This is a genomic window from Rothia koreensis, assembly GCF_004136575.1.
GTDB classification, from domain to species: domain Bacteria; phylum Actinomycetota; class Actinomycetes; order Actinomycetales; family Micrococcaceae; genus Rothia; species Rothia koreensis.
Window position 1 is genome coordinate 1 of the sequence record NZ_NOIQ01000016.1, and the last position, 23,114, is coordinate 23,114.

At 64.5% G+C, this 23,114-nt stretch carries 19 protein-coding genes, 1 tRNA gene and 1 pseudogene; 8 read left to right on the plus strand and 13 right to left on the minus strand.

Annotation, left to right across the window (positions count from 1 at the left end; translation table 11 throughout):
* Window positions 1–28: 28 nt before the first annotated feature.
* Together EWU68_RS10115 and EWU68_RS10120 are read right to left on the minus strand one after the other, a co-directional pair.
* Window positions 29–610 (minus strand): annotated as a pseudogene (locus tag EWU68_RS10115) (ABC transporter ATP-binding protein); the annotation flags it as partial.
* A gap of 173 nt (window positions 611–783) precedes the next feature.
* Window positions 784–1,935 (minus strand): ABC transporter permease, encoded by a 1,152-nt coding sequence (locus EWU68_RS10120; RefSeq protein ID WP_129316012.1) that lies wholly within the window; start codon window positions 1,933–1,935, stop codon window positions 784–786.
* A gap of 138 nt (window positions 1,936–2,073) precedes the next feature.
* On the opposite strand from EWU68_RS10120, the gene EWU68_RS10125 reads away from it, so the two are divergent.
* Both EWU68_RS10125 and EWU68_RS10130 read left to right on the plus strand, forming a co-directional pair.
* Window positions 2,074–3,474, plus strand: coding sequence for a sensor histidine kinase (locus EWU68_RS10125; protein WP_202976713.1), 1,401 nt, complete (start codon window positions 2,074–2,076; stop codon window positions 3,472–3,474).
* Window positions 3,471–4,106 carry a response regulator gene (locus EWU68_RS10130; protein WP_129316013.1) on the plus strand — a complete coding sequence of 212 codons (636 nt, stop codon included), beginning with the start codon at window positions 3,471–3,473 and terminating at the stop codon, window positions 4,104–4,106. The genes EWU68_RS10125 and EWU68_RS10130 overlap by 4 nt, the downstream gene beginning before the upstream one ends.
* A gap of 37 nt (window positions 4,107–4,143) precedes the next feature.
* Here the strand turns inward: EWU68_RS10130 and EWU68_RS10135 are convergent, their stop codons facing one another.
* Window positions 4,144–4,380 carry a hypothetical protein gene (locus EWU68_RS10135; protein WP_129316014.1) on the minus strand — a complete coding sequence of 79 codons (237 nt, stop codon included), beginning with the start codon at window positions 4,378–4,380 and terminating at the stop codon, window positions 4,144–4,146.
* A gap of 124 nt (window positions 4,381–4,504) precedes the next feature.
* On the opposite strand from EWU68_RS10135, the gene EWU68_RS10140 reads away from it, so the two are divergent.
* The gene (locus EWU68_RS10140) at window positions 4,505–4,960 is read left to right on the plus strand and encodes a MarR family winged helix-turn-helix transcriptional regulator (protein WP_129316015.1); all 456 of its coding nucleotides are present in this window, start codon (window positions 4,505–4,507) and stop codon (window positions 4,958–4,960) included.
* A 149-nt stretch (window positions 4,961–5,109) separates the two neighbouring features.
* On the opposite strand, the gene EWU68_RS10145 is transcribed toward EWU68_RS10140, so the two are convergent.
* Together EWU68_RS10145 and EWU68_RS10150 are read right to left on the minus strand one after the other, a co-directional pair.
* Window positions 5,110–6,099 carry a TPM domain-containing protein gene (locus EWU68_RS10145; protein WP_129316016.1) on the minus strand — a complete coding sequence of 330 codons (990 nt, stop codon included), beginning with the start codon at window positions 6,097–6,099 and terminating at the stop codon, window positions 5,110–5,112.
* 96 nt (window positions 6,100–6,195) lie between these two features.
* Entirely contained in the window at window positions 6,196–6,711 is a 516-nt protein-coding gene (locus EWU68_RS10150; protein WP_129316017.1) for a dehydrogenase, read from the minus strand.
* 321 nt (window positions 6,712–7,032) lie between these two features.
* Here EWU68_RS10150 and EWU68_RS10155 point away from each other — a divergent pair, with 321 nt between their 5' ends.
* The 4 genes from EWU68_RS10155 to EWU68_RS10170 are packed head-to-tail and all read left to right on the plus strand — an operon-like array spanning window position 7,033 to window position 10,431.
* Window positions 7,033–8,166 carry a trans-sulfuration enzyme family protein gene (locus EWU68_RS10155; protein ID WP_129316018.1) on the plus strand — a complete coding sequence of 378 codons (1,134 nt, stop codon included), beginning with the start codon at window positions 7,033–7,035 and terminating at the stop codon, window positions 8,164–8,166.
* A gap of 16 nt (window positions 8,167–8,182) precedes the next feature.
* On the plus strand, window positions 8,183–9,013 hold the full coding sequence (locus tag EWU68_RS10160; RefSeq protein WP_129316019.1) for a transporter substrate-binding domain-containing protein: 831 nt from the start codon (window positions 8,183–8,185) through the stop codon (window positions 9,011–9,013).
* A 13-nt stretch (window positions 9,014–9,026) separates the two neighbouring features.
* On the plus strand, window positions 9,027–9,701 hold the full coding sequence (locus tag EWU68_RS10165; RefSeq protein WP_129316020.1) for an amino acid ABC transporter permease: 675 nt from the start codon (window positions 9,027–9,029) through the stop codon (window positions 9,699–9,701).
* Window positions 9,694–10,431, plus strand: coding sequence for an amino acid ABC transporter ATP-binding protein (locus EWU68_RS10170; RefSeq protein WP_129316021.1), 738 nt, complete (start codon window positions 9,694–9,696; stop codon window positions 10,429–10,431). Before EWU68_RS10165 ends, EWU68_RS10170 begins: the two co-directional genes overlap by 8 nt.
* 64 nt (window positions 10,432–10,495) lie before the next feature.
* Here the strand turns inward: EWU68_RS10170 and EWU68_RS10175 are convergent, their stop codons facing one another.
* The 3 genes from EWU68_RS10175 to EWU68_RS10185 form a co-directional block, all read right to left on the minus strand.
* Entirely contained in the window at window positions 10,496–10,702 is a 207-nt protein-coding gene (locus EWU68_RS10175) for a YbdD/YjiX family protein (RefSeq protein ID WP_129316022.1), read from the minus strand.
* A 22-nt stretch (window positions 10,703–10,724) separates the two neighbouring features.
* Window positions 10,725–13,010 carry a carbon starvation CstA family protein gene (locus EWU68_RS10180; protein ID WP_129316023.1) on the minus strand — a complete coding sequence of 762 codons (2,286 nt, stop codon included), beginning with the start codon at window positions 13,008–13,010 and terminating at the stop codon, window positions 10,725–10,727.
* Window positions 13,011–13,095: 85 nt separating this feature from the next.
* Entirely contained in the window at window positions 13,096–14,160 is a 1,065-nt protein-coding gene (locus tag EWU68_RS10185) for an NAD(P)H-quinone oxidoreductase (RefSeq protein WP_129316054.1), read from the minus strand.
* Window positions 14,161–14,273: 113 nt separating this feature from the next.
* Between EWU68_RS10185 and EWU68_RS10190 the strand changes: the two genes are divergently transcribed.
* Window positions 14,274–14,361: transfer RNA gene (locus EWU68_RS10190), tRNA-Ser, on the plus strand.
* 884 nt (window positions 14,362–15,245) lie between these two features.
* Here EWU68_RS10190 and EWU68_RS10195 read toward each other — a convergent pair.
* From EWU68_RS10195 to EWU68_RS10215, 5 genes are all read right to left on the minus strand, one after another.
* Window positions 15,246–16,574 carry an NAD(P)/FAD-dependent oxidoreductase gene (locus EWU68_RS10195; RefSeq protein WP_129316024.1) on the minus strand — a complete coding sequence of 443 codons (1,329 nt, stop codon included), beginning with the start codon at window positions 16,572–16,574 and terminating at the stop codon, window positions 15,246–15,248.
* Window positions 16,571–18,079, minus strand: a complete 1,509-nt coding sequence (locus EWU68_RS10200) for an APC family permease (RefSeq protein WP_129316025.1) — start codon at window positions 18,077–18,079, stop codon at window positions 16,571–16,573. Before EWU68_RS10200 ends, EWU68_RS10195 begins: the two co-directional genes overlap by 4 nt.
* A gap of 130 nt (window positions 18,080–18,209) precedes the next feature.
* Entirely contained in the window at window positions 18,210–18,935 is a 726-nt protein-coding gene (locus EWU68_RS10205) for an MgtC/SapB family protein (RefSeq protein ID WP_129316026.1), read from the minus strand.
* A 69-nt stretch (window positions 18,936–19,004) separates the two neighbouring features.
* Entirely contained in the window at window positions 19,005–20,708 is a 1,704-nt protein-coding gene (gene ctaD, locus EWU68_RS10210) for an aa3-type cytochrome oxidase subunit I (protein ID WP_129316027.1), read from the minus strand.
* Between the two features lie 338 nt (window positions 20,709–21,046).
* Window positions 21,047–23,026 (minus strand): FAD/NAD(P)-binding protein, encoded by a 1,980-nt coding sequence (locus EWU68_RS10215; protein WP_129316028.1) that lies wholly within the window; start codon window positions 23,024–23,026, stop codon window positions 21,047–21,049.
* Between the last annotated feature and the right edge of the window lie 88 nt (window positions 23,027–23,114).

Sequence of the window (23,114 nt, forward strand, 5' to 3'; positions counted from 1 at the left end):
CCCCTATCCCCCCCCTCGCCCCAACCGTTCAGGAGAGTCGGCCGTCCCGCATCGTGGCCGTGGCGTCCACGGAGTCCAGCAGGTCGGTTTCGTGCGTGACCATCACGGTCGCGACGTCGAACTCCCGCGTGACCTCCCGCAAGAGATCGACGATTTCCCGGGAGCGCTCGTGGTCCAGGGCGGAGGTTGGTTCGTCGGCCAGGAGCAGGGCCGGATCTCCCATGAGCGCCCGGGCGATGTTGACGCGCTGCCGCTGACCGCCCGAGAGCTGGTGGGGTCGCCGGTCCCCCACGCCCTCCAGTCCCACACGCTCCAGGAGAGCGTCGGCGGCACGGGCCTTTTCCTTGAGCCGCGCGCCGCGCAGCCCGCGAACGTGCTCCGCGACCAGCAGCTGCTCCCGGGCAGTGAGCGAGGGGATGAGATTCGGCTGTTGGAAGACGACGCCGATCTGCTCCCGCCGCAACCCGGCCCGCGTCTTCTCCGACTGCCCCACGGCCTCGTTCCCGTTGATCCGGACCGAACCGCTGGTCGGTTCGACGAGGGCGCCGGCGACCGCCAGCAGCGACGACTTCCCGGATCCGGATTCCCCGACGAGCGCGGTCATGGTTCCGCGGTCCGCGCGGAAATCCACGGAATCCAGGGCGGTCACCGTCCGCGGCTTGCCCTCGGCGGTGGTGCCGTCCGGGTATTCGAGAACGACGTCGCGTATTTCGAGGGCCGGACCCGTGCCACGGCCTGAGCGGGTTGTTTTCGTTGCGTGTTCTGCGACGTGACCCATCATGATCAGTTGCCTCCTAGAGCAATGAGGGGATCGATTTTTGCGACCTTTCGAACGGCGACCAGCGAGCCGAGCATGCCCAGGACCCAGATTCCCGCCGCGGGAAGCAGGGTCGTTCCCGCGCTGAGCTGGAATGGGACTCCGTTCTGAGCCAACCAGCCGAGTCCGGCGCCGAGCCCGAGACCGAGCGCCGCACCGACCGCGAGCACGATGCCGGCCTGACCGACCGCGTCCTTGATCAGGTATCGTCCGCCGGCACCGAGGGCACGGAGGATCGCGATGTCACGCGTCCGCTGAATGGTCCACACCGTCAGGAACGACACGGTGACCAGGGCAGAGATGCCGTAGAGGAAGGCCTGCATGGTCAGCAACGACGAATGCTCCGACGAATAGGCAGGCAGACCCGAGAAGGAATCCTTGACCTTCGAGACCACGGTCCCGGACGTCTGGGCGGCGTCGTTCCAGGCATTCTTGTCCAGGTCTCCGTTGAGGGCCATAGCGGTTCCGACGACGGCGTCGTCGCCCGTGGAGGGGACGTGCGCGATACTCTGCCAGGCAGCGGTGTCGACCCAAGCCACCGGACTGTGGCTGTAGTACTCGTCGGGGACCACGCCGCTGACCGTGAACTTCTGGCCCGAGATGCTCACCTCGTCGCCGACACCGGCACCCTGGTCGTCGGCGATCGACTGGGACACGACGACGTCGCCCTGCCCGGGATCGGCCGAACCGTCGATGGCCTTGCCGGCAGCGTGTCCCACGAGGCCCGACTCGTCCGGGACGCCGACGACGGCCACGCCCGCGGTGCTGTCCGCGGAGAGCTGCGTCTGGGTGAATCCGACCGGGACGGCGGAATCGACGCCGTCGGTGTGCTTCCACCGGTCAGCCTGGGACTCGGTGATCTGCGAGGCGGAGAAATCAACTTTGGCGTCCTTGCCGGCGTCCCCGGAGCTCCCCGAGTTTCCGGAGCCCCCGGCGGCGGGCGCGCCGAAGGCGAACCGGTCGGGATTGATCGAGGTGAGGGCCGAGGTGTTCTGGGATGCCAGACCACCCGTGAGACCCGTGAGCATGACCAGGAGGAGCGTGATCAGGCCGACCACGGACCCGATCAGGGCGAACCTCCCCCTGGCGTAGAAAACGTCTCTGATACCGACGAACATCGCGGTTCCTTTCCTGTGGATTTCGTTGGTACCAACTCTTCCGGGCCGGCCTCGCGCGCACATCGCAAGGATGGACGAACCTTCGATCAACCATTCGGTTGATGCCCCCTCGACCGGCTCACCGCTAGGCTGAATCCTGTGAGTTCAGCCCAATCCCTCGAGCCTCGAGACGCCCCGAGTCGCGTTCTGCAGACTCTGCGCATCGCCTTGCACGTGATGTTCGCGTTCCTTCTGGGATTCGGCCTGATTCGCTATCTCGTCGGCAGCTCCGACACCCCGAATCCGGCCCCCAAGATCTGCGCGGTGGCCACCGTGCTGCTGATGGGGACGGTGTATCTCATCGGCACCGTGTGGGAGAACCGGTACGCCCGGGCACGGCGATCGGGACGCGTCACCACGGCGTCGACCCCCCGGCGGTTCGCGGGCTGGTGGCTGACCTGCGTGACGCTCGCCTGGATCGCTCTTCTCCTCATTTCGGCAAACTTCGTGTGGGTCGTCTTTCCCCTGATGTTCCTATACCTGCACTTGCTCCGGCTGTGGCATGGGGTGATTGCGGTCGGGATCCTGTGGGCGCTCTCCTCGCTCGTGCCCCTGTGGCAGCTCGCGAGCGCGGATCAGCTGGACCGGTTCTCTCCGGGGTCCTTCCTCGGCCCCCTCCTGGGTGCGGGTCTGGCCATCGTGATTTCGACGGCGTACCGCGCGCTGCACCACGAGGCGCTCCATCACCAGCGTGTCGCGGAGGCACTGCGCATGGCCCAGGCCGAACTCGCCGAGAAGGAGCACCAGGCCGGACGCATGGAGGAGCGGGACAGGCTCGCCCGGGAAATCCACGACACGGTGGCGCAGGGCCTGTCTTCGATCGTCCTCATGTCGCGGGCAGCCTCCGCGAGTCTCACCGGTGGGCGACTCGACGAGGTCGGCTCCCGGATCGGCACGATTCAGGACACCGCTTCCGACAACCTCGAGGAGGCGAGGCGGTTTGTGAGGGACCTGTCCTCTCCCGCGTTGGGGCAGTCCTTGGTCTCTGCGCTGGAATCCGCGTGCGAGCGGACGCAGGGACGGGCGGCGGCCGAAGGCGGAGAGCTGCATTGCACCCTGCGCACGGAGGGCGCCGATCCGTCCGGGCTTCCCGAGACGGTAGCCTCGGCCCTGTTGCGCGCGGCCCAGGAGGGCCTGGCCAACGTGGTCAAGCACGCCCGCGCGGACATTGCCGTGGTCACCCTGGCGGTGTGGGACGCCGACGTCGCCCTGGACGTCTACGACGATGGCCGCGGTTTCGACCCCGCAGCCTCCGCATCCTCCGCGACCTCCGCGTCCCGTGCGGAGGACGACGCCGCAACCGAGGGCGACGTCGCCGGCGGCTACGGCCTCCTGGGTCTGCGCCGTCGGCTCGAAACGCTGGGCGGAAGCCTCTCCGTCGACTCGGCGCCGGGAGAGGGAACCGTGGTGGGCGTGCGGATCCCGCTGACCTCGGCGCCAACCACCTCTGGCCCAACGACCTCGGCCCCAACCACCTCGCCCGAGGGAGGAGAACGATGACATCCCGGATCAAGGTTCTTCTGGTGGACGACCACCCCGTGGTCCGGGCCGGGTTGCGTGCTCTGCTGGACGGGTTCGAGGAAGTCGTGGTCGTGGCAGAGGCGGGCGACGGCGGTTCCGCGCTGCGAATCGCCGAATCCCACGCAGGGACCGAGAACTCGATCGACCTGGTGGTGATGGACATTCAGATGCCGGGCACGGACGGCATCACCGCCACGGCGAAATTCAAGGAGATGCAGGGGCCTCCGGTACTGATTCTGACCACGTACGACACTCAGGCCGATATCGTCGCGGCCGTCCGCGCCGGAGCACTGGGGTATCTCCTCAAGGATGCGCCGCCGGAGACCCTGCGACGCGCCGTCGTCGATACCGCGGCCGGCAAGAGCACCCTGGCCCCGGCGGTCAGCGCGGCCCTCCTCGCCAGCATGCAGAAGCCCGAGCAGAGGCTGTCCGATCGGGAGACCGAGATTCTGCGCCTGTTGGCCACGGGGTTGAGCAACCGAGAACTGTCCAAGAAGCTGTTCATCTCGGAGGCTACGGTCAAGACCCACTTGGTGCACATCTACGACAAGCTCGACGTCGAGAATCGCACCGCCGCAATTTCGAAGGCGCGGCAGAACAAACTGATCTAGACCCTCGCGGTTCTCTGCGGATCGACGCCCTGCGGGGCTATTCTCCCTCGTGGTTGCCGCCGCGCGTCTCGTTGCTCGGCGCACCATCCTGCCCGTCGTTCTCTCGCTGCTCGTGGAGGGCTTTCCTTCGTTCGTATTCCCTCTTGAGACGCTGACGCGGATCGCTCTGCGAGCTGCCCTGGGCCGGGCCGACGAAGATCAGGAGAGTCCTGACGGCCCGGTTCTTGAGACGGAACATGAACGTGAACTCGTCATCGCGCGACGCATCGGTCATCGGAACTCCTCCAATAGTTTGTACACAAATTCATTGTACGCAAACTATATGCTGGGGCGGAACCGCTTAGAATTTATTGCGGCCGGCAAGCAACCGGTCGTCATCAGAACAGGGAGCGCGAGGAATGGATCACGAAGAGTTTCCGTCCGAGGACCCGCTGGCCCTCGAAAGCCAGGTCTGCTTCGCCATTTCATTGGCGTCACGCAGCGTGATCGCGGCGTATCGCCCCGTGCTCGAACCGTTGAATCTGACTCACCCGCAGTATCTGGTCATGCTCGCCCTCTGGCAGCACTCCCCGGCGTCGGTCAAGGATTTGGGCGAGCGCTTGAGCATCGACTCGGGGACCCTGTCACCGCTGCTCAAACGCTTGCAGGCCCAGGGCTACATCACCCGCGAACGCAACGGAACGGACAACCGTTCGCTGGACATCGCGCTGACCCCGAGTGGGCGGAGCCTTCGCCGCGAAGCGGAGAAGATACCGGGCATCATGATGGAGAGACTCGGGATGGACAAGGAAGAGCTCCAGGCGCTGCACGCGTCGATGATGAAGGTCATCGACCACGTGCGACACCAGGAGTAACCCGCCCGGGCGCAACCCACCGGCTCGCCCCAGAACGGGCTCGCCCCCCCAGGACGACGACGCTTGGCCTCCGCGTGACGGCGACGCACCCGCTCGCATCGAGCTCCCCGCCCGCTCTCCACCGTGAACGCGAGCGACAACAGGCGCCCTCAAAAACTGCCCGTGGCTCCTCCGCCGCTGAATCCGGCGCCACCGCCGAAGGATGTCCCGCTCGACGCGCTCCCACTCGAGGGGTGCGTTCCTGAGCCCGAATACAGTGTCGGCGACGCCGCATAGAGCGGCAACCACGCGCCGAAGGTGGGCGCGTACTGGGTGAAGACCTGGGGGTCGTCCTTCGGGTCGAGCTCTTCTCCGTTCCGTCTCGCCTCTTCACGGCGACGCTCACGTTCATCCTCGTCCCCGGGCCGCCGCGGATGATTGAACCTGTACGTCCGGAACGCCTGACGGGTCTCCGGTTCGACCTCCGCCCCGGGATTCTCCCTCAGGTATTCGCTGATTTCGCGGTCGGCCTTCCGGTACATCCTGCGCTTGCGGTACTGATAGAGCAGGACGACGACGAGCAACAGGAACAGGATCGTTCCCAGGGCAAGGTATAACGCGTTCTTCTCCCAGAACCCTTGCTCCTTGCCCGGGGAAGAGATCCCCTGGACGTCGTCGTAGATGGCCCGGGTCGCGTCCGTCAGACCCTGGGCGTAGTGGTCGTCCTCGAGAGCAGGCTCCAGAACGTTTTCGGTGACGGCCGAGGCGTCGTCGTCCGTGAAGGTTTCGCGAGCGCCGTCGGCAACCTCGATCCGTGTGACCCTCTCATCCGTATCGACCGCAATGAGAATGCCGTTGTCCTTGCCCTTGTCCCCGATTCCCCAGCTTTCGGCGGCGTCTCTCGTCCAGTCCTCCCAGTCGCCGTCGACGCCGTCGATCGTCAGGATCGCAACACGGGCGCCGTCAGTATGCGCATTGCGTTCGTCGATCCGTTGGTTCAGAACCCGTTCGTCATCGTCGCTGAGCACGTCAGCCTGGTCGAGGACATTCCCGTGGGCGGGTGGCTCCGGTATCGCGGTCCTGCCCCCGCCGCAGGCGGACAGAAAAACGGTGGCGAGAAGCAGAAAGACGGCGCCGATGAGCGCACGAGACCTTGTCATGGTGGTTCCCTCGAGGTCGATGCGGAATGGGCGACACCAATTTTAGGCGATACCCCGCCCCACCTTGCCGTTGTTCACAGCAACCCGGAGGGATGACTAGGCTGCGGAGATGCCGTCGTCGTTCGACGATGTCTCCATCGGGGCACCCGGCCCCTGGGCGACTCGGAGGATCCTTGCGGCCTCGGCCACCTGTTCCTCGACCGTGACGACGCGCCGTTCGACGGACTCCGTCTTGGAGCAGCCGCCCGCGCACGCGCCGTCGCACCGCATCATGGCGAGCGCTTCCGCGCAGAGGGCGAGGGAATTTCCGGCCTTGGACAGGGCGCGGTGGAGGTCCGCGTAATGGCCGTCGGGCGAGGCGGGCACATCGGTCGACTCGCTCGGTGCAAGACGGTGCGCCCCGGCCGCCACGGCGCGGACCTCGGGGAGGAGATCGGCAAGCCTGTTGGCGGAAGGAATCAGGGATTCGAGCGAGGTCTCATCGTCCACGCGCTCGAGAATCTGATGGAAACGATCGAGGCCACGACGGAAACGATCATGGGCCCGGCGCCAGACGCCCTGCCCCATGTCGGCAGAATCGCGCCTTCCTTGGACAAAGTCCTTGAGTCCCACGATCCCTCCTCTCGCACGCCTCAGTCACCGGGTTAGGTGCACCTCACCAGAATACAGGACCGGCGACTTATTGACACCCTGTCACTTCAGCGTGCGATATCCAATCCCTCACCGCACTTGTCCAGAACATTCACAGACCACATCGCCGGAACGGGCACTGCCGCGGGATCCGTGCAGGTCGAGTGCGGGGGATTCCCAGTGAAACGCAACGCGGCGTCATACAGTCAACCCTCTTCATCCCTCAAGGAATTTTCCAGCACTGCCCGGCCGTTGAGCTGTCAGACCAATGGCTTTCCAGACCTCCGAAAGGTGTGCACGACTATGGCCGGTTTCACGACCCGCACCATTCATGCGCTCGAAGGCATCCACCAGGGTGCCGTGACGCCGCCGATCCACGCGGCGTCGACGTTCCTCCAGCCCACCGAGGGCGGCGAGGGAGAATACGAGTACCAGCGCGGCGGGAACCCCACGCGCGACGATGCCCAGCGCACGCTCGCGACCCTCGAGAACGCAGGGCACAGCTTCTTGTTCGCGACCGGTATGGCCGCGACCGCCGCTGCACTCGGAACCCTCCACGCGGGCGATACCGTCCTCATGTCCTTGCCGGTCTATGGCGGCAACTACCGTTTCGCGACCATCGAATTGCCCAAACGCGGCGTGGAGCACCGCTTCGTCCCGGATCCCAATGCGCTCACCGACGAGGACTTCGACGACTCTGTCGCGATGGTCTTCCTCGAGACGCCCGCGAACCCGACCCTGCGCGTGGCTGACATTCGTCGCGCGGCCGATCTGGCGCACCGGCACGGGGCCCTGCTGGTTGTCGACAACACGTTCCTGACCCCTTACCTGCAGCGCCCGCTCGAACACGGTGCCGACATCACGGTGCAGTCGGCCACCAAGTACCTGGCCGGGCACGGTGACCTGCTGGGCGGCGTCGCCTCGACCGACGACGACGCCCTGGCCGAGGAGCTGTTCAAGGCCCAGCTGATTTCGGGCGGGGTCCTCTCCCCGATCGATTCGTACCGCCTGATCCAGAACGTCAAGACCTTGGCGCTGCGCATGGATCGGCAACAGGACAATGCCCGTCGCGTCATTGATGCCCTGCGCGAGCACCCGGCCGTCTCCCGGATCCATACACCCGGTTCGTTCAGCACCGAAGAATCCGAGATCCAGGAGAAGCAGGCGGACGGCCCCGGCGCTGTTTTCTCGATGGAAATCGCGGAAGGCAAGGACATCCGCGCGTTCCTGGGCGCGCTCCGAGTTTTCGGCTTCGCCGTGAGCCTCGGCGGAATCGAATCCCTGCTGTGCCTCCCCGCGAGCATGACTCAGGGCGCATACTCGGAGGAAGACCTCGTGACGGCGGAGATACCGGACCATCTGGTTCGCGTTGCGGTGGGCATCGAGGACCCGGAGGACCTGGTCTCCGATCTCATCGGCGCACTGGATGCCGCGTGAGGCCGGAAGGAAGACGATGACAGCTCTACCCACTCGTCGCCACGCGCTGGGGCTCGTCGGCCTGGGCGCTTTCGGAGCGCTCGTGGCCGCGTGCTCCTCGGATGAGAAGAGCGACGACGCCGCGACGTCGGGAACCGGCCTCCAGAGCATTCGGGACAAGGGCAAGCTTCGGATCGGCATGGAAGGGACCTTCCGCCCGTACGGCTACCACGACGGCGGCAAGCTCGTCGGCTTCGAGAAGGAGATCGGGGACCTGATCGCCGCCGATCTCGGCGTCGAGCCACAGTACGTCGAGACGCAGTGGGACTCGCTCATCGCGGGCGTCGACGCCGGGCGCTACGACATCATCATCAACAACATCTCGGCGACGAGCGAGCGCAGGAAGAAGTTCGACTTCTCCGTCCCCTACGCCGAGAGCCGAGGCAAGGTCGGCGTCGCGAAGGACTCGAAACTGAAGTCCACCGACGAAATCCGGGGACACACCGCCGGACAGACGGAAACCTCCAATTTTGGTCAGCAAATGGCCGATGAGGGCGCAACCCTGGTACCCGTGACCAGTTTCGACGAAGCCGCCATGCTCGTCTCCTTCGGGCGCGTGGACATGACGGGGAACGATTTCGTGACCTTCCAGGCTTTCTTCGACCAGCGGCCGGACCACAACCTTCGACTCCTGGATGGCGACCTGGGCGAACCGTCCCAGGCCGCCGTCCTGATGGGCAAGGGCCAGACGCAGCTCAAGCAGGCGATCGATGATTCTCTGAACAAGCACATCGACGCCGGCGACCTCAAGAAGATCTACGAGAAGTACGTCCGAACCGACCTGACTCCCCAGTCCTCGACCTCGTGAGCGAAGCGAAATCATGAACGAAACTCTGAATCTCTGGGCACAGTCACTGCCCCAGTTGCTGATGGCGACGATCAAGGTCACCATCCCGCTGAGCATCATCGCCTTCGTCCTGGCCCTCGTCGTCGCCGTCATCGCGACCGCGATGCGCATGGGCCGGATCAGGATCCTGCAATGGATCTCTCGGTTCTACGTCTGGCTGTTCCGTGGAACGCCGATCCTCGTGCAACTGTTCATCATCTTCTACGGTCTGCCCGCTATCGGAATCACGCTCTCGGCATGGACCTCAGCGATCATTGCCTTCACCTTCAATACCGGGGCCTACGCGGCCGAGACGCTCCGAGCCTCGGTCCAGTCCATTCCACGGGGTCAGCTCGAGGCGGCCAAGACCTTGAACCTGACCAGCTGGCAGACCCTGCGCCACGTCGTCGCCCCACAGGCGATGAGGATCGCGCTCCCGCCCCTCGGCAACGACCTGATCGACCTGGTCAAGGGAACGTCGCTGGTCATGGTCATCACGCTGTCCGATGTTTTCCAGGTCGGCCGCCAGATCGCGGCAACGAATTTCCAGCCGCTGACGCTCTACATCGAGGTTGCGGTGATTTACCTCGTGATCTTCACGGTTCTGTCCTTGATCCAGGGCAGGGTCGAGAAGGCCTCGTCGCGCTACATCAGGAGCACCAATGCTTGAGTTGAAGAATGTGTCCAAGTCCTTCGGGGACAACACCGTACTGGACGACGTGGACCTCCAAGTCCGCGAAGGAGAGACGACCGTAATCCTTGGCCCTTCGGGATCGGGCAAATCGACCCTTCTGCGGGTCATGGACCTGCTCGAGGTGCCCGAATCGGGGTCGTTGCGCATCAATGAGGACGGGGTCGAGTTCGGATCGACGTTGTCGGATTCCCGCATCCGGTCGATCCGCAAGCATTCGGCCATGGTGTTCCAGGGCTACAACCTGTTCCCCAACCAGTCGGTGCTGAAGAATGTGTCCCTGCCACCGGTCCTGAACGGGAAACTCTCCGCCGCCGAGGCCGAGTCCCGGGCCAGGGAGCTGCTCGGCAAGGTCGGGTTGGGCGATCGGCTCAACGAGTACCCGGACAACCTCTCGGGCGGTCAGCAACAACGTGTCGCGATTGCCCGGGTGCTGGCCATCGCACCCGACTACCTCCTGTTCGACGAACCGACCTCGGCTCTCGACCCGGAACTGGAGGCGGAGGTCATCAAGGTGCTGGTCGATCTGGCGGAGGAAAAGCGCTCACTCGTGGTGGTCACGCACAACATCCAGTTCGCGAAGAAGGTCGCTGACCGCGTCCTGTTCCTCGACAACGGTTCCATCGGTTTCGACGGCTCCCCCGACGAATTCTTCGCGTCCTCCAACGAGCGGATCCGGCGGTACCTCACGACCTTCGAGGTTGCCTAGCCTCTCGAGGCGCCCGGCTGCCCGGACGCCCCGAGACCGCTCGGGCCGCCACCAACACAACTCCCTAGCAACACCGTGCGCCGGGGTTGGCCTCCTGGTGATCCGTCAAGGAACGCCAATATTCCTTCTCCGACATGGGCGGTTCCGAGCACCCGTGCCGGCGGTGGTAGTCGAGATAGCGCTCGTACTTGTCCGCTCCCAGGACGCCGGACGCGAACCGGACGAGCCCCGAGCGACGAATCCTCCTGACCAGGTGATGTGCTGCGGACATGGTGTTCGCTCCTTTCCGCGGGCTATCGCTCGGATGCCCCGGCCGATGCGGGCTCCTTGGCCCGGGACCGGTAATCCGACCATTCCTTCTCGAGCGCCCGTTCGGCCGGTGTCGCCACGAGCCCTGCCGGGGCGTAGAACGCCGATTCCACGAAGGGGTCTTCGTGGTCCCGGCCTCGTTTGCCGTTGATGGCCCGGATCGTGACGATCAGGGCGGCCACGACGACGATCAGCGTCAGCACCACGAACAGCACGGACAAGGTCCCCTGAACGAACGTGTTGCGGACGACCGCCTCGATCTCGGCGGGAGACTTGGCGGTGCCGAACTTCTCGGCCCCCGAGTCCAAGGCCTTCTTCGCCGCGGAGTAGTTGGCCCAGTAGCCGACCTTCGGGTCGCTCGAGAAGATCTTCATCCAGGAACCGGTCACGGTCACGACGACGTCGAAGGCCAACGGCAGGGCGATGATCCACAGGTATTTGATTCGGCCCTTCTGCGCCGCGATGGCCAGGCAGACGGCAAGACCGACCGCGGCCAGCAACTGGTTCGCGATGCCGAACAACGGGTAGAACGTGTTGATACCGCCCAGCGGGTCCGTGACACCGAGAATCAGGATCGAGCCCCAGCCTGCGACCATGATCGCCGTCGTCAACCAGGCGCCGACCCTCCAATGGGGGTCACGGAACTTCGGGATGAAGTTGCCCAGGGTGTCCGAGAGCATGAAACGCGAGACACGCGTGCCGGCGTCGACCGCGGTCAGAATGAACAGGGCCTCGAACATGATCGCGAAGTGGTACCAGAAGCTCATGAGGTTGAGCGATGGGACCATCGAGTGCATGATGCCGGCCATGCCGACCGCGAGCGTGGGGGCGCCGCCGGTTCGAGAAACGATCGTGTGCTCCCCCACCCCTTGGGCGGTCGCCGAAAGCTGATCCGGGGAAACATCCACACCGGTGAGACCCAACGAATTCACAAAGGCCGCCGCGCCTTCCACGGTTCCGCCGGTCGAGCCGGGGCCCGCGTTCATCGCGAAGTAGATCCCCCGGTCCACGGTGATGGCTGCCACGAGGGCCATGATCGCCACGAAGGACTCCATGCACATGCCGCCGTAGCCGATGAACCGGGTCTGACGTTCTTTCTCGACCATCTTCGGCGTCGTGCCGGATGCGATCAGGGCGTGGAAGCCGGAGAGTGCACCACAGGCGATCGTCACGAACAGGAACGGGAACAGCGACCCCGAGAACACCGGTCCGTCAGACCGGGAGGCGAACTCGCTGAAGGCCGGCACGGAGATCTCCGGACGGACCACGATGATTCCGACAGCGAGCAGAATGATCGTCCCGACCTTCATGAACGTCGAGAGGTAGTCGCGCGGTGCGAGCAACAACCAGACCGGCAGGACCGCTGCGATGAAACCGTAGACAATGACAAACCATGCCAGGCTCACCCGGTCCAGGGTGAACAGCTGGATGCCGAGCTCGGTGTGGCCGACCCAGCCACCGACGATGATTGAGGCGAGCAGCAGCACGAACCCGATCACGGAGACCTCCATGACCTTCCCCGGCCTGATGTAGCGCAGGTAGACGCCCATGAAAAGAGCGATGGGGATGGTCATTCCGACCGAGAACACGCCCCAGGGCGACTCGCCCAGGGCATTCACGACCACGAGCGCCAGGATCGCGGTAATGATGATCATGATGGCCAGAGTGGCCACGATCGCCGCATATCCGCCGACGACGCCGAGTTCCTCCCGGGCCATTTGGCCCAGGGACCGGCCGCCACGACGCATCGAGAAGAACAGCACCAGGTAGTCCTGGACGGCGCCGGCGAGAATCACGCCGGCAATGATCCAAATGGTTCCCGGCAGGTACCCCATCTGCGCTGCAAGGACCGGACCGACCAGGGGGCCGGCGCCCGCGATGGCCGCGAAGTGGTGCCCGTAGAGGACCCGGCGGTCGGTCGGCATGTAGTCCTTGCCGTCCTCGTTGTACTCCGCCGGGGTCGCGCGCCTGTCATTGGGTTTGAGGAGCTTGTTCTCGATGTACTTCGAGTAGAAGCGGTAGCCGATGAAATAGCTGCACACCGCGGCGAAGACGAACCAGATTCCGTTGACCGTCTCGCCCCTGACCAGAGCGACCATGACCCAGCTGAACCCGCCGACGAGGGCGATCAGCACCCACACCACGATCTTCTTCCACGTCCAGGTGGAATGTTCCTTCTCCAGGACGTCCGGGTCCACGTGGTTGGCCGGGTGTTCGTCGGCGGGTTCCGGGGGTCTTTCGACCGACCGGGCAGATGCGGTGCTACCCATCGTGAGCCTCCATTGCCTCGATGTCTGAGTGATGTTTGCGACTCAGATCATCATGGCACATGGCGGCAGTCACGATTTCTTTATTTCAATTCATCACCAATACGGTTTTGCCCAGCTGCTCGCCGGAATCGAAGTACTCGTGGGCGGCCTGGACGTCGTCGAGAGCGAAGCGGCGCTCGACGGCTGGATCGATGAGACCGTCCGCGATCATCCGCCACACCGTGCCGGCCATGTCGCGCAGGATCTCCCCCTTTCGCTCCGAGGTGCGGCCGCGCAACGTGGTCCCGCGAACCGTGGCCCGTTTCGACATGAGGGTCGCCAGGTTCAACTCGCCAGACGGTCCGCCCTGGACGGCGATCACGGTCAGCAGACCGTTGAGGCCGAGCGAGGCCACATTGTCCTCGAGGTACTTTCCGCCGACGACGTCGAGGATCGCCCGCACCCCTTCGCCGTCTGTTTCCTTCTCGATGATGTCCGCGAAATTCTGTTCGCGGTAGTTGATGATCTCGAGGTTTCCCAGTCGGCGGGGCTTGGTCTTCTGGGCGTTGGCTTCCTCCTGTCGGGAGGCCAGGTCGCGCACCCAGTCCGCCTTGGCCTGGCTCCCGACCGTGGTGAACACGTGGTAGCCGAGGGCGCGGCACAGTTGCACGGCATGGGCACCGATGCCGCCGGTTCCCCCGTGGACCAGCACCGACTGCTCGCCGTCCTTCTGCTCCGGACCGTTCGGCTTGAGACCTCCGGGCCCGAACAGGTTGGACCAGACGGTCGCGCCGACCTCCGGCAGGGCCGCGGCGTCGACCAGGTCGATTCCCGCGGGGGCAGGGAGAACCTGTGCCTGGTTGACCACGACCTGGGTCGCGTACCCTCCCCCGGCCAACAGCGCGACGACCTTGTGGCCTTCCTTGAGGAACGACGTTCGGGCGGCTTCCTCTCCGAGCTGGACGACCGTCCCGGACACCTCCAGTCCGTACACGTTCGAGGCGCCCTCTGGCGGCGGGTACTTGCCCTTCCGCTGCACGGTGTCCGCCCTGTTCAGCCCGGCACCGCTCACTTCGATCAACACATCGTCCGGGCCCACCTCTGGTGTCGGCTCCTCGGTGATGCGGAGCGCCTCCGGTCCACCGTGTTCGTTCTCGACAACGGCCTTCATCCTGTACCTGCCTTCCAACGGAGTCGAAACCTTGGACATGCCACAACGGCGATGTAATATTGGCAATCGCGTCGCGGATCGCTCGCCAGTCTAGGCGGGCAACCTGAACGCAGGGAAGCTTGTCCGAGCGGCCTAAGGAGCCGGTCTTGAAAACCGGTGTGCGGCAACCCCGCACCATGGGTTCAAATCCCATAGCTTCCGCAATATGAGAGCCCTCTGGTCATTGCAACAGCAACGACCCGGGGGCTTTCCTTCCCCTCATTCCGATGATCGACGGCGACCCCGTGTCGGGCCTCGATGCGAGGTAATGCCATCAGCGCTCGGACGACGTCCGCACCGGTCTCTCAAGAAGACATCCGGAAGTCAGATATCGTCCTCGGCTTTCCCCGAACCTCGTCCGCCCGGCCACTCGGTGGTGAAGCGCGGAAGAGAATGCCCATTGCCTGGAGGAAGCCGTCATGAGCCTGCTGACCCCCGACCGAATACTTGTCCTGGGCGTCTCTGGAAGTGGCAAGTCCACCGCGACGCGTCAACTTGCCACCGCCATTTCCGCAGAACCTTTCGATTTCGACGATCATGTCCTCTGGGCAGCTGCCAGTGAGGCGGCTTGGACCCATCGGAGCCCGAGAGAACAACGACGTCGGGCTGAATCCATCGTTTCCCACCGACGCTGGGTAATGGCCGGTTTGGGGAACGAATGCAAAGAGATAGTCCTCTCCCGAACGGACCTCATCGTTTATCTCGCCTACTCTCACCGAGTGACGCTGAGCCGTTTGCTCTCCCGTTCGCTCCGACGCGTGCTCTTGAGGGAGCAAGCCTGCAATGGAAATCGCGAGTCATGGCGGCAATTGTTTTCTCGGGACTCGATCATCTGGTGGTGGTGGCAATCCCGGAACAGGCCACGGACGGAGATCCCCCGGTTGGAGGCTGATCCGGCTTCGCCTGACATGATCGTGCTCCGTCGCCCCCAGGACTTGGTCCGATGGGCTGCGATCCTCGCTGAGGCCTCGGCGAAGTAGGGCACGCTTTTGCCGAGTCCTGGCTACGTGTGCAGGCGGCGACGCCCCCCCCTGGTTTGGGTGGGTTCACGAGAGTTCGCGGATCAAACGCCTCGACGTCGACAGCCCCATTTCGATGGCCCCGTCCACGACGACGCCGCGCCAGCCCTTGGCCCAGTCGGCCCCCGCGAAGCGCAGACGCGTCCCCGTCTCGTGGAACCGATGCCAACCGTTCGTGAATTGCCCTTTCTTGAGCGTCGCCCACGCCTGCCCGCTCCAGGTGTCTGCGACCCAGTCGTGCCCGGTGCAGTCGACGACCTCGAGATCCGGCCGCCATTGGTCGACGATCCTCTGACCTGATGCCGGGTCGTCCAGCTCGACCCGGTCGTGCTGGGACCCGAAGCACACGCAGATCGTGTCCCCGTCAGGCAGGAAGTATTCGCTGCGCAGGAGAGCTCCCGTCGAGGGCGTCGGAGCGTACCCGAAAATGTTGTGGTGGCCCTTGATCCTGATCCACATCTTGAATCCGGTCGAGTTCCACTCTTCTTCGATCACGGTCCTCATGCCGGCCGGAAGAGCGGGCTCGAAATCGATATTCCCCAGTGCTCCCACAGGCACGGTCACGATCACGGCATCGCACGAGATGGTCTCCCCGCCCTCCAGAGTTACCGTGGCCCCGGATTCGTCGTGGCGGATCGCGCTGACCGCCGTGTTCATTCGCACCGGGCAGGACAGGTCGTCGGCGATGTTCTGGTAGATGCCTTTCATCCCGTTCGTGAGCTTGAATCGGAGGGTCTGGTCGTCCATGAGGGACTGACGGTGGTCCGAGAGTGCGGCCCATTGCTTGGCCATGAGCGACGACCCCCGATTCGGATCACCGATGTACCCGGCCGACCAGTAGGAGTCGCACAGATCTATCTCTTCCTGGGTGAAGTCCCCGTCCCGAAGGATGTCCAGGACGCTGGTCCGATCTGCGGCGAGGAACCGTTCGCGGACCTCGTCGGGCCCGGCGAAGTCGTCGGACAGAACGTGCAGCGGATCGTGGGGATTGGGGAAGAATTCCCTGGAACCCTCGAAGATCGCGCTCATGGCTCGCGCCATCAGGCCATCGATCTGCTCCTCGGTACCCGTACGAACCTCGCCACCGGTGACCCAGTAGGCCTGGTCTGCGAACGGGCTCGGGTAGATGCCCTGGTCGTACCGCGTAATCTCGCTCCACACGTGCGGTTGCATCCAATGGACCCAGGTCGCGCCCATTTCGAGGGTGTGCCCCATGCGTTCGTCGGTCCAGGCTCGCCCGCCGACGCGGTCGCGTGCCTCCACGACGTCGACGTCGAACCCCACCGTTTGGAGCTCGCGGGCCGCCACCAAACCGGAGAATCCGGCCCCGACGACGACGATATGCGGGTTGCTCATGAGAGTGTCCTTTCCTGCGGTGCGTTGGTGTGAGAAGGATCGGGGTCAGCGGGACGCTTGGGGACGGCATCGATGCCCTTGGTCGCGAGCCCCGCGTCGGGGCGCCGGCGGAGGATGATTTCGCCCCAGACGAGGCCGAAGACACCCGACGCGATGATGATTCCCGGCATGACGAAGACCAGTGCCGAAGGCTGGTCCGAGCCGATCATCAGGTCGAAGTTCACCAGGATGAGCGCCGCCACCGTGCCGAGCCCGACGGCGGCAAGGGCAGGGGCAACCCAGCGCGTGATCACGCCGTGGCCCCTGGGGTGGCGCACGAACCAGACGAGAATCGCGACGGAGGTGACGGCCAGGAGGAATACGAGACCGAAAGCGGCCGCGTTGGTCAGCCAGGTGAAGAGCGTGACGATGGGGAACATCTTTCCTAGTGAAGATCCCGCGCCAACCGCGGCGAAGCCGACCACGACGATCAGCGCCAGAATCGATTGCGTCACGGACCCGGCCACTGGGGCACCGGTGGACCCGGAAAAGGCCAGTTTGTGCGGCAGGACCCCCGACCGGCCGAGCGCGAAGAAGTACCTTGCCGCGGCGTTGTGGAAAGCAATGAGAGCGGCCAAGAGGCTGGTGATGAACAGGAGGTTCGCGCATTCGGACAGCGCGGGCGAGATGCTCGCCAGCCACACGAACAACAGGTCGGGGCCGAGTTCCGATGACTGTTCGTTGATTGCACTGGGACCCACGCCCATGGCAAGAGTCCACGCAGAGAAGGCATAGAACACCGCGATCACGCCGACAGCAATGAAGGTTGCCCGCGAGACGGTGCGGCGCGGGTCCTTGGCCTCTTCCGAGTAGATCGCCCCGGATTCGAACCCCATGAAGGCGGCGACACCGAAGGCCAAAAGGACGCCGATTCCCTGGGTGAAGAAATCACCCGGACGCAGGGCCTCCAGGGAGACACCCTCCGGAGCCGTCCGGAGCCCGAGCACACCCACCACGATCACAATCAGGAATTCCAGGCTGACCAGCACACCCAGCACCTTGGCCGAAAGATCCACGCTGTGCGTGCCCAGCACCCCCACGAGGGCCCAGCCCAGGAGCGCGGCAACCCACCAAGGCACCGACACCCCGGTCCATGCGGTGAGAACGGTTGCCAGCGAGAATCCGAACAAACCGTACAAACCGATCTGCATCATGTTGTAGGCGACGAGGGCCAGGACGGCGGCGCCAATACCCTGCCGTCCGCCCAGGCCCTCGGTGATGTAGGCGTAGAACGCACCGGCGTTCTGAATATGTCCGCTCATGGCGCCGTAACCGATCGCGAAGAGCATCAGAAGGATTCCGAGCACCACGTAGGTCACCGGAACACCGAGCCGGCCGGACACGGCGAAGCTCGTCGGGACGCCGCCGGCCAGAACGGTCAGCGGCGCCGAGGCCGCGATGATCATGAAGACCAGTGAGCCGGTGGAGAGGTGACGGGTACTGAGCCCCGAGGTTTTCTCCGACATGAGAACCTTCCCAGGTGGTGAATGCTGCACCATCCACTGTGCTCCACAGCACACGCAGAAGATTGTGTGAGAGTGCTGGAAGGTTGGCCGTCAGCGCCTCTCGGCGAGAGGGCTCGGCCGGAGGAGAACGCTAGTCCTCGTCATCCTGTTCGTCGTCGGCGTCCTGCGACGTGCGCACGCTGACCACACCGGGCAATTCGGTCAAGGTCGCCACCAGGGACTGCAGGGGCGGACGGCCCCTGAACCGCGCACTGACCATGACCTTGTCCGCTGTCCTCTCGGTGGATTCGATCTGCGCGGTGTATCCCATCGACGTCGTCTCCGAGAGGATGTCCCGCAGGACGCCTTGCCCATCGACGTAGACGACCCGGAGCACTTTGCGGTCCGAGGCGCCCGGAAGGCGGGTGACAATGGGCGTGAGGACGGTCGTCGCGACCAGATAGAGAAGGGTTCCTTCGGCAGCGATCCACGGCATCCCGGCTCCCGCGGCCATGCCCACAGCGGCGGTGACCCAGATCGACGCCGCCGTGGTCAGCCCCCGCACCAGGTTCTTGCGCGTGAAGATCACCCCGGCGCCGAGAAAGCCGATCCCCGAGGCGATCTGGGCCGCGATGCGGGAGGGGTCCAGGTCCACATCGGATCCGAGGACCGTGGCAAATCCGTACCCGGAGACGATGGTGAACAGCCCGGATCCGGTGCCGACCAGCACGATCATCCGGAGACCAGCCTGCTTCTGCCTCACTTGGCGCTCCAGCCCGATGATGCTGGACAGGACGAAAGAGGTCAGGAGCAAACTCGATGTCACGCCGATATTGGCTTCCGTCCCGAAGCCCCAGATCTCCGACAGTGCGGCCATTGCGCCCAAACCCAGTCCTTCCCCCGAGACACGCTCGCCCTCATGCGGTGGCGTGTGCGGGTCGTCGTCCTAGTTGTTGATGGTAGCCGCTCTGCGGGCTGCCGAGGCCACGTCCTGGTTGGTGGACAGCTCCGGATGGTGCAGGTCCAGGGCCGGGCGCTCTGAACGGATTCTGGGCAGGGCCGTGAAATTGTGGCGAGGCGGCGGGCACGACGTCGCCCACTCGAGTCCGCTCCCGAAGCCCCACGGATCGTCGACCTCGACCTTCTTGCCATTGCGGGTGGTGATGTAGACGTTCCAGAAGAACGGCAACATCGACAGCGCCAGGATCATGGCGCCCACGGTCGAGAACTGGTTCATCCAGGTGAATCCGTCCTCCGGCATGTAGTCCGCGTAACGGCGAGGCATACCGTCCACGCCCAGCCAGTGCTGGATCAGGAAGGTGGTGTGGAATCCGATGAACAGCATCCAGAAGTGGATCTTGCCCAGACGCTCGTTGAGCATCTTGCCGGTGAATTTCGGCCACCAGTAATAGAGGCCGCCGAACATGCAGAACACGACCGTGCCGAAGACCGTGTAGTGGAAGTGGGCCACCACGAAGTAGGAGTCGGAGAGCTGAAAATCCAGTGGGGGAACCGCGAGGATGATCCCGGTGACGCCGCCGAACAGGAAGGTCAGCAGGAAGCCGAAGATCCACAACAGGGGCGTTTCGAAGGTGAGGGAACCTTGCCACATGGTGCCGATCCAGTTGAAGAACTTCACACCCGTGGGGACCGCAATCATCATGGACATGAAGGCGAAGAACGGGAGCATGACGGAGCCCGTGACGTACATGTGGTGGGCCCACACGGTGACGGACAGCGCCCCGATCGCGATGGTCGCGTAGACCAGGCCCTTGTACCCGAAGATCGGTTTCCGGGAAAAAGCGGGAATGATTTCGGAGGCGATGCCGAACATGGGCAGGGCCAGAATATAGACCTCGGGGTGTCCGAAGAACCAGAAGAGGTGCTGCCACAGGATCGCACCACCGTTGTCGGCGTCGAAAATGTGGCCGCCGAGCCTCCGGTCCATACCGAGGGCGAACAGCGCGGCCGCGAGCGGCGGGAAGGCCATGATGATCAGGATCGCCGTGACCAGGGCCGTCCAGGTGAATGGGGGAACACGCCACATCGTGAGCCCAGGGGCACGCATGCAAAGGATCGTGGTGATGAAGTTGAGACCGCCCATGATGGTTCCGAAGCCCTGGAGCGCGAGGCCGAATACCCACAGGTCACCACCGACGCTCGGAGAGTACGTGGCGGAACTCAGCGGTGAGTAGGCGAACCACCCGAAGGCCGCCGCGCCTTGTGGGGTGATGAATCCGGCGAGCGCAACCAGCGAGCCGAAGAGGAAGAACCAGAACGCCAGGGCGTTGAGCCGCGGGAAGGCGACGTCGGGGGCACCGATCTGCAGAGGCACGATGACATTGGCCATCCCCACGAACAGCGGTGTGCCGAACATCAGCAGCATGAGTGTGCCGTGCATGGTGAACAGCTGGTTGAACTGTTCCTTGGTCTCCAGGATCTGCATCCCGGGCTCGAACAGCTCCATGCGCATGATCAACGCCATGATTCCCGCCAGCAGGAAGAACGTGAAGGACGTGATGATGTACATGTAGCCGATGGTCTTGTGGTCCGTTGACGTGAGCCAACTGACCACGATCCGGCCCCGGGTGCGCGGGACCTCCCTCGTGGAGGACCGACTGTCGGATGCGCTGTATTCGAGAGTGGACATCACACAACCCTCCTGACGTTCGCGGAACCAATCACCCACGACGCACCATCGGGCCATGCCATGCTGCCGGAATCGGCGTTGATTGCGCTCCTTGGCGAGTCGGTTTTGACTCGCCCCGCGAGCCCTGCTGACTCGAGGAAATGCTGCTGTCGAATTGTGGTGCCCATGAAACGCCTCCTCGAAGGAACACGAGCGGGCTGACTCCGCGCCAGCCGGCGACCGCGGCCTGTCGGTCCGCCGCGGCTCACCCCCATGCTCTCACTCGCCGCACCTGCCCAAAAGGCCTGGTGAGAAACTGTTTTTCGTCCAGGGCCGGCGGGTGTGAGCCGGGGCTTATTTCAACCGAAGACAGCCCCGGCAACCCGGTTCGAGTCCGCGACAGTACTCGATCCGAGGCCGAGGTCGGCGTCGGCCTCGGCCGCGATCGCGGTGCCCCACTGCGCGGAGGACAGCTGCAACCCCAGCACGAAGATCCCGGGTTCGGTTTCCCCGTCCGCCCTGACGACCCGGTACGGCGGCGTCGTGACGTCCAGACCCTTCGCCGGCACCGGGGCCGGGGAATCCGCCAAGTGCATCTGCCACGGCCTGGCCAGTCCGTCTTCGAAAAGACGACCAAGAAGCGGAGAAGTGGTCACGCGAACATCGTTGGCAGGAGCGAGCGCTTCCACGAGCCACGACGAATGCACCGGCTCGTCCCGGACCCAGGGGGACGAAGCGATGAAGCACCCGGCATCCTCATCCGCAGTGAATACCGGATCGGGCCCCAGGAAACGCACGACGCCGGCCCTCACCAGGGCGGCCATCTGTTGGATGCGCAGCACGGGTGGACCGGACGCCAACCCCTCGACCAGGCCGCCGAATTTCCTTTCGAGGCCACGAATCCACGACTCGTCCGAAATGCCTCGATTCGCGACGGCGTATTTGACCAGCGCACGAGCCTGGTTCATGGAGCCGATGGCCATCTTGAGGGGGCTCTCCTCGCCGTCGAAGGAGGCGGCGACGTCGCGGTCCAGGAAGTGCACGACGGCGGCCGCATACTCTTCGTGCGATTGGAAACTCTCCCCGTCGAAGGGTCGCGACAACCGTTCCGGAGTGAACACGAATTTCCGTTCGACCCTGTCGGAAACGAGTCGATCCAGTTCGTTCCACCAGGCGGCGTGCGCGGTATCGGAAAGAATCGCGTCGACTCGGGTCAAGAACTCGTCAGTCTCGCCGGCGATCGCCTCGGGATTGGTCCTCGCGAGAGTCCGGTAATAGTTCCACTGGGCGTCACGACGGATCAGGGGCCAGTAATCGATCTCGAAGTCGATCTCACGCTCTTCGGACCTCGCGGACTGCTGGATTCGATCCACAGCCGCCTTGGTGAAGAACTTGTTGTCCGTGGACCGCGGGTAATAGGAATCCAGAACCGCTTTCGCACGGTACGGGGTGCCGCGTCGGGACCCCGCCCAAACCATCGGTTCACGACCACTCGGGGTGTAGAGCAACCGGTTCGGGTGGTGCTGGTCCCTGTCGAACCGGCCGCCACGCCCTTCGGTCAATTGGGCCAGGACGTCATGAAAATTCAGCCCCATCCCCCTGACCAGCACGTTCTCTCCCTCGGGAAGCGCGGACCAGTGGACGTCGGCCGGGACTGCAGGTGGCCAGTAGTGCAGCCGTCGTCTGGCCGCGAATTCCATGAGGTCTTGCTGGTCATCGCGCAATTTGGCGTCTGTGTGCCCGACGGCGAGAACGATGGAGTGCGCAGAGAGGATCACGCCGTCCCCCAATTCCACCAAGTAGGGGCGACCGGTGTTCTTCTCGCCATGACCGATGCGAACGGCTTCCTGGGCGTGATAGGTCAGTGCCATGGTTTTCGGCAGGTCGGCGCGGAGCCGGGCAAAAACGTCCGAGAGGTATGTGCCGTAGATCTTCCGGGACGGGAATCCTTCTCGGCCCAGGTTTCGGGCTTCTCGCACGTCGTCGTCCGAGAGCCCGATCAACGGGAATGAGGCGTCGTCGGCGACCTGGCGGCGCCACTGCTCGAATGTCAGCCCGCGAACTGCCGGTAACGGCCGAGGGCACGACCCGTCCGCGGCGGCCACGGACAACGTCGCATCGGAGGGCACGACGGTCGGGAAGAAGGAGGGCGTGTTCATGAGAAACAGGCGCGATTGATCACTGCGCCATACGTGCCCCGCCCCCGGAGGGAAAGGGTCGACCAGGTGAACGTCAAGGTTCTTCTCGGGACGGACCGCCGCGTGGGCTGCCAGCCTCTCCACCACAGAGAGCCCGCGCGGTCCGGCGCCGATGATCACGATGCGTTGAGTTCTTGCCATGATCTCCAGGGTACTGCCACGCACGATGCCCCTTTTGACCGGCACCCGCTGTTGTCGGTACGCTGTTAAGGCTGTTCCGTGGTTACTT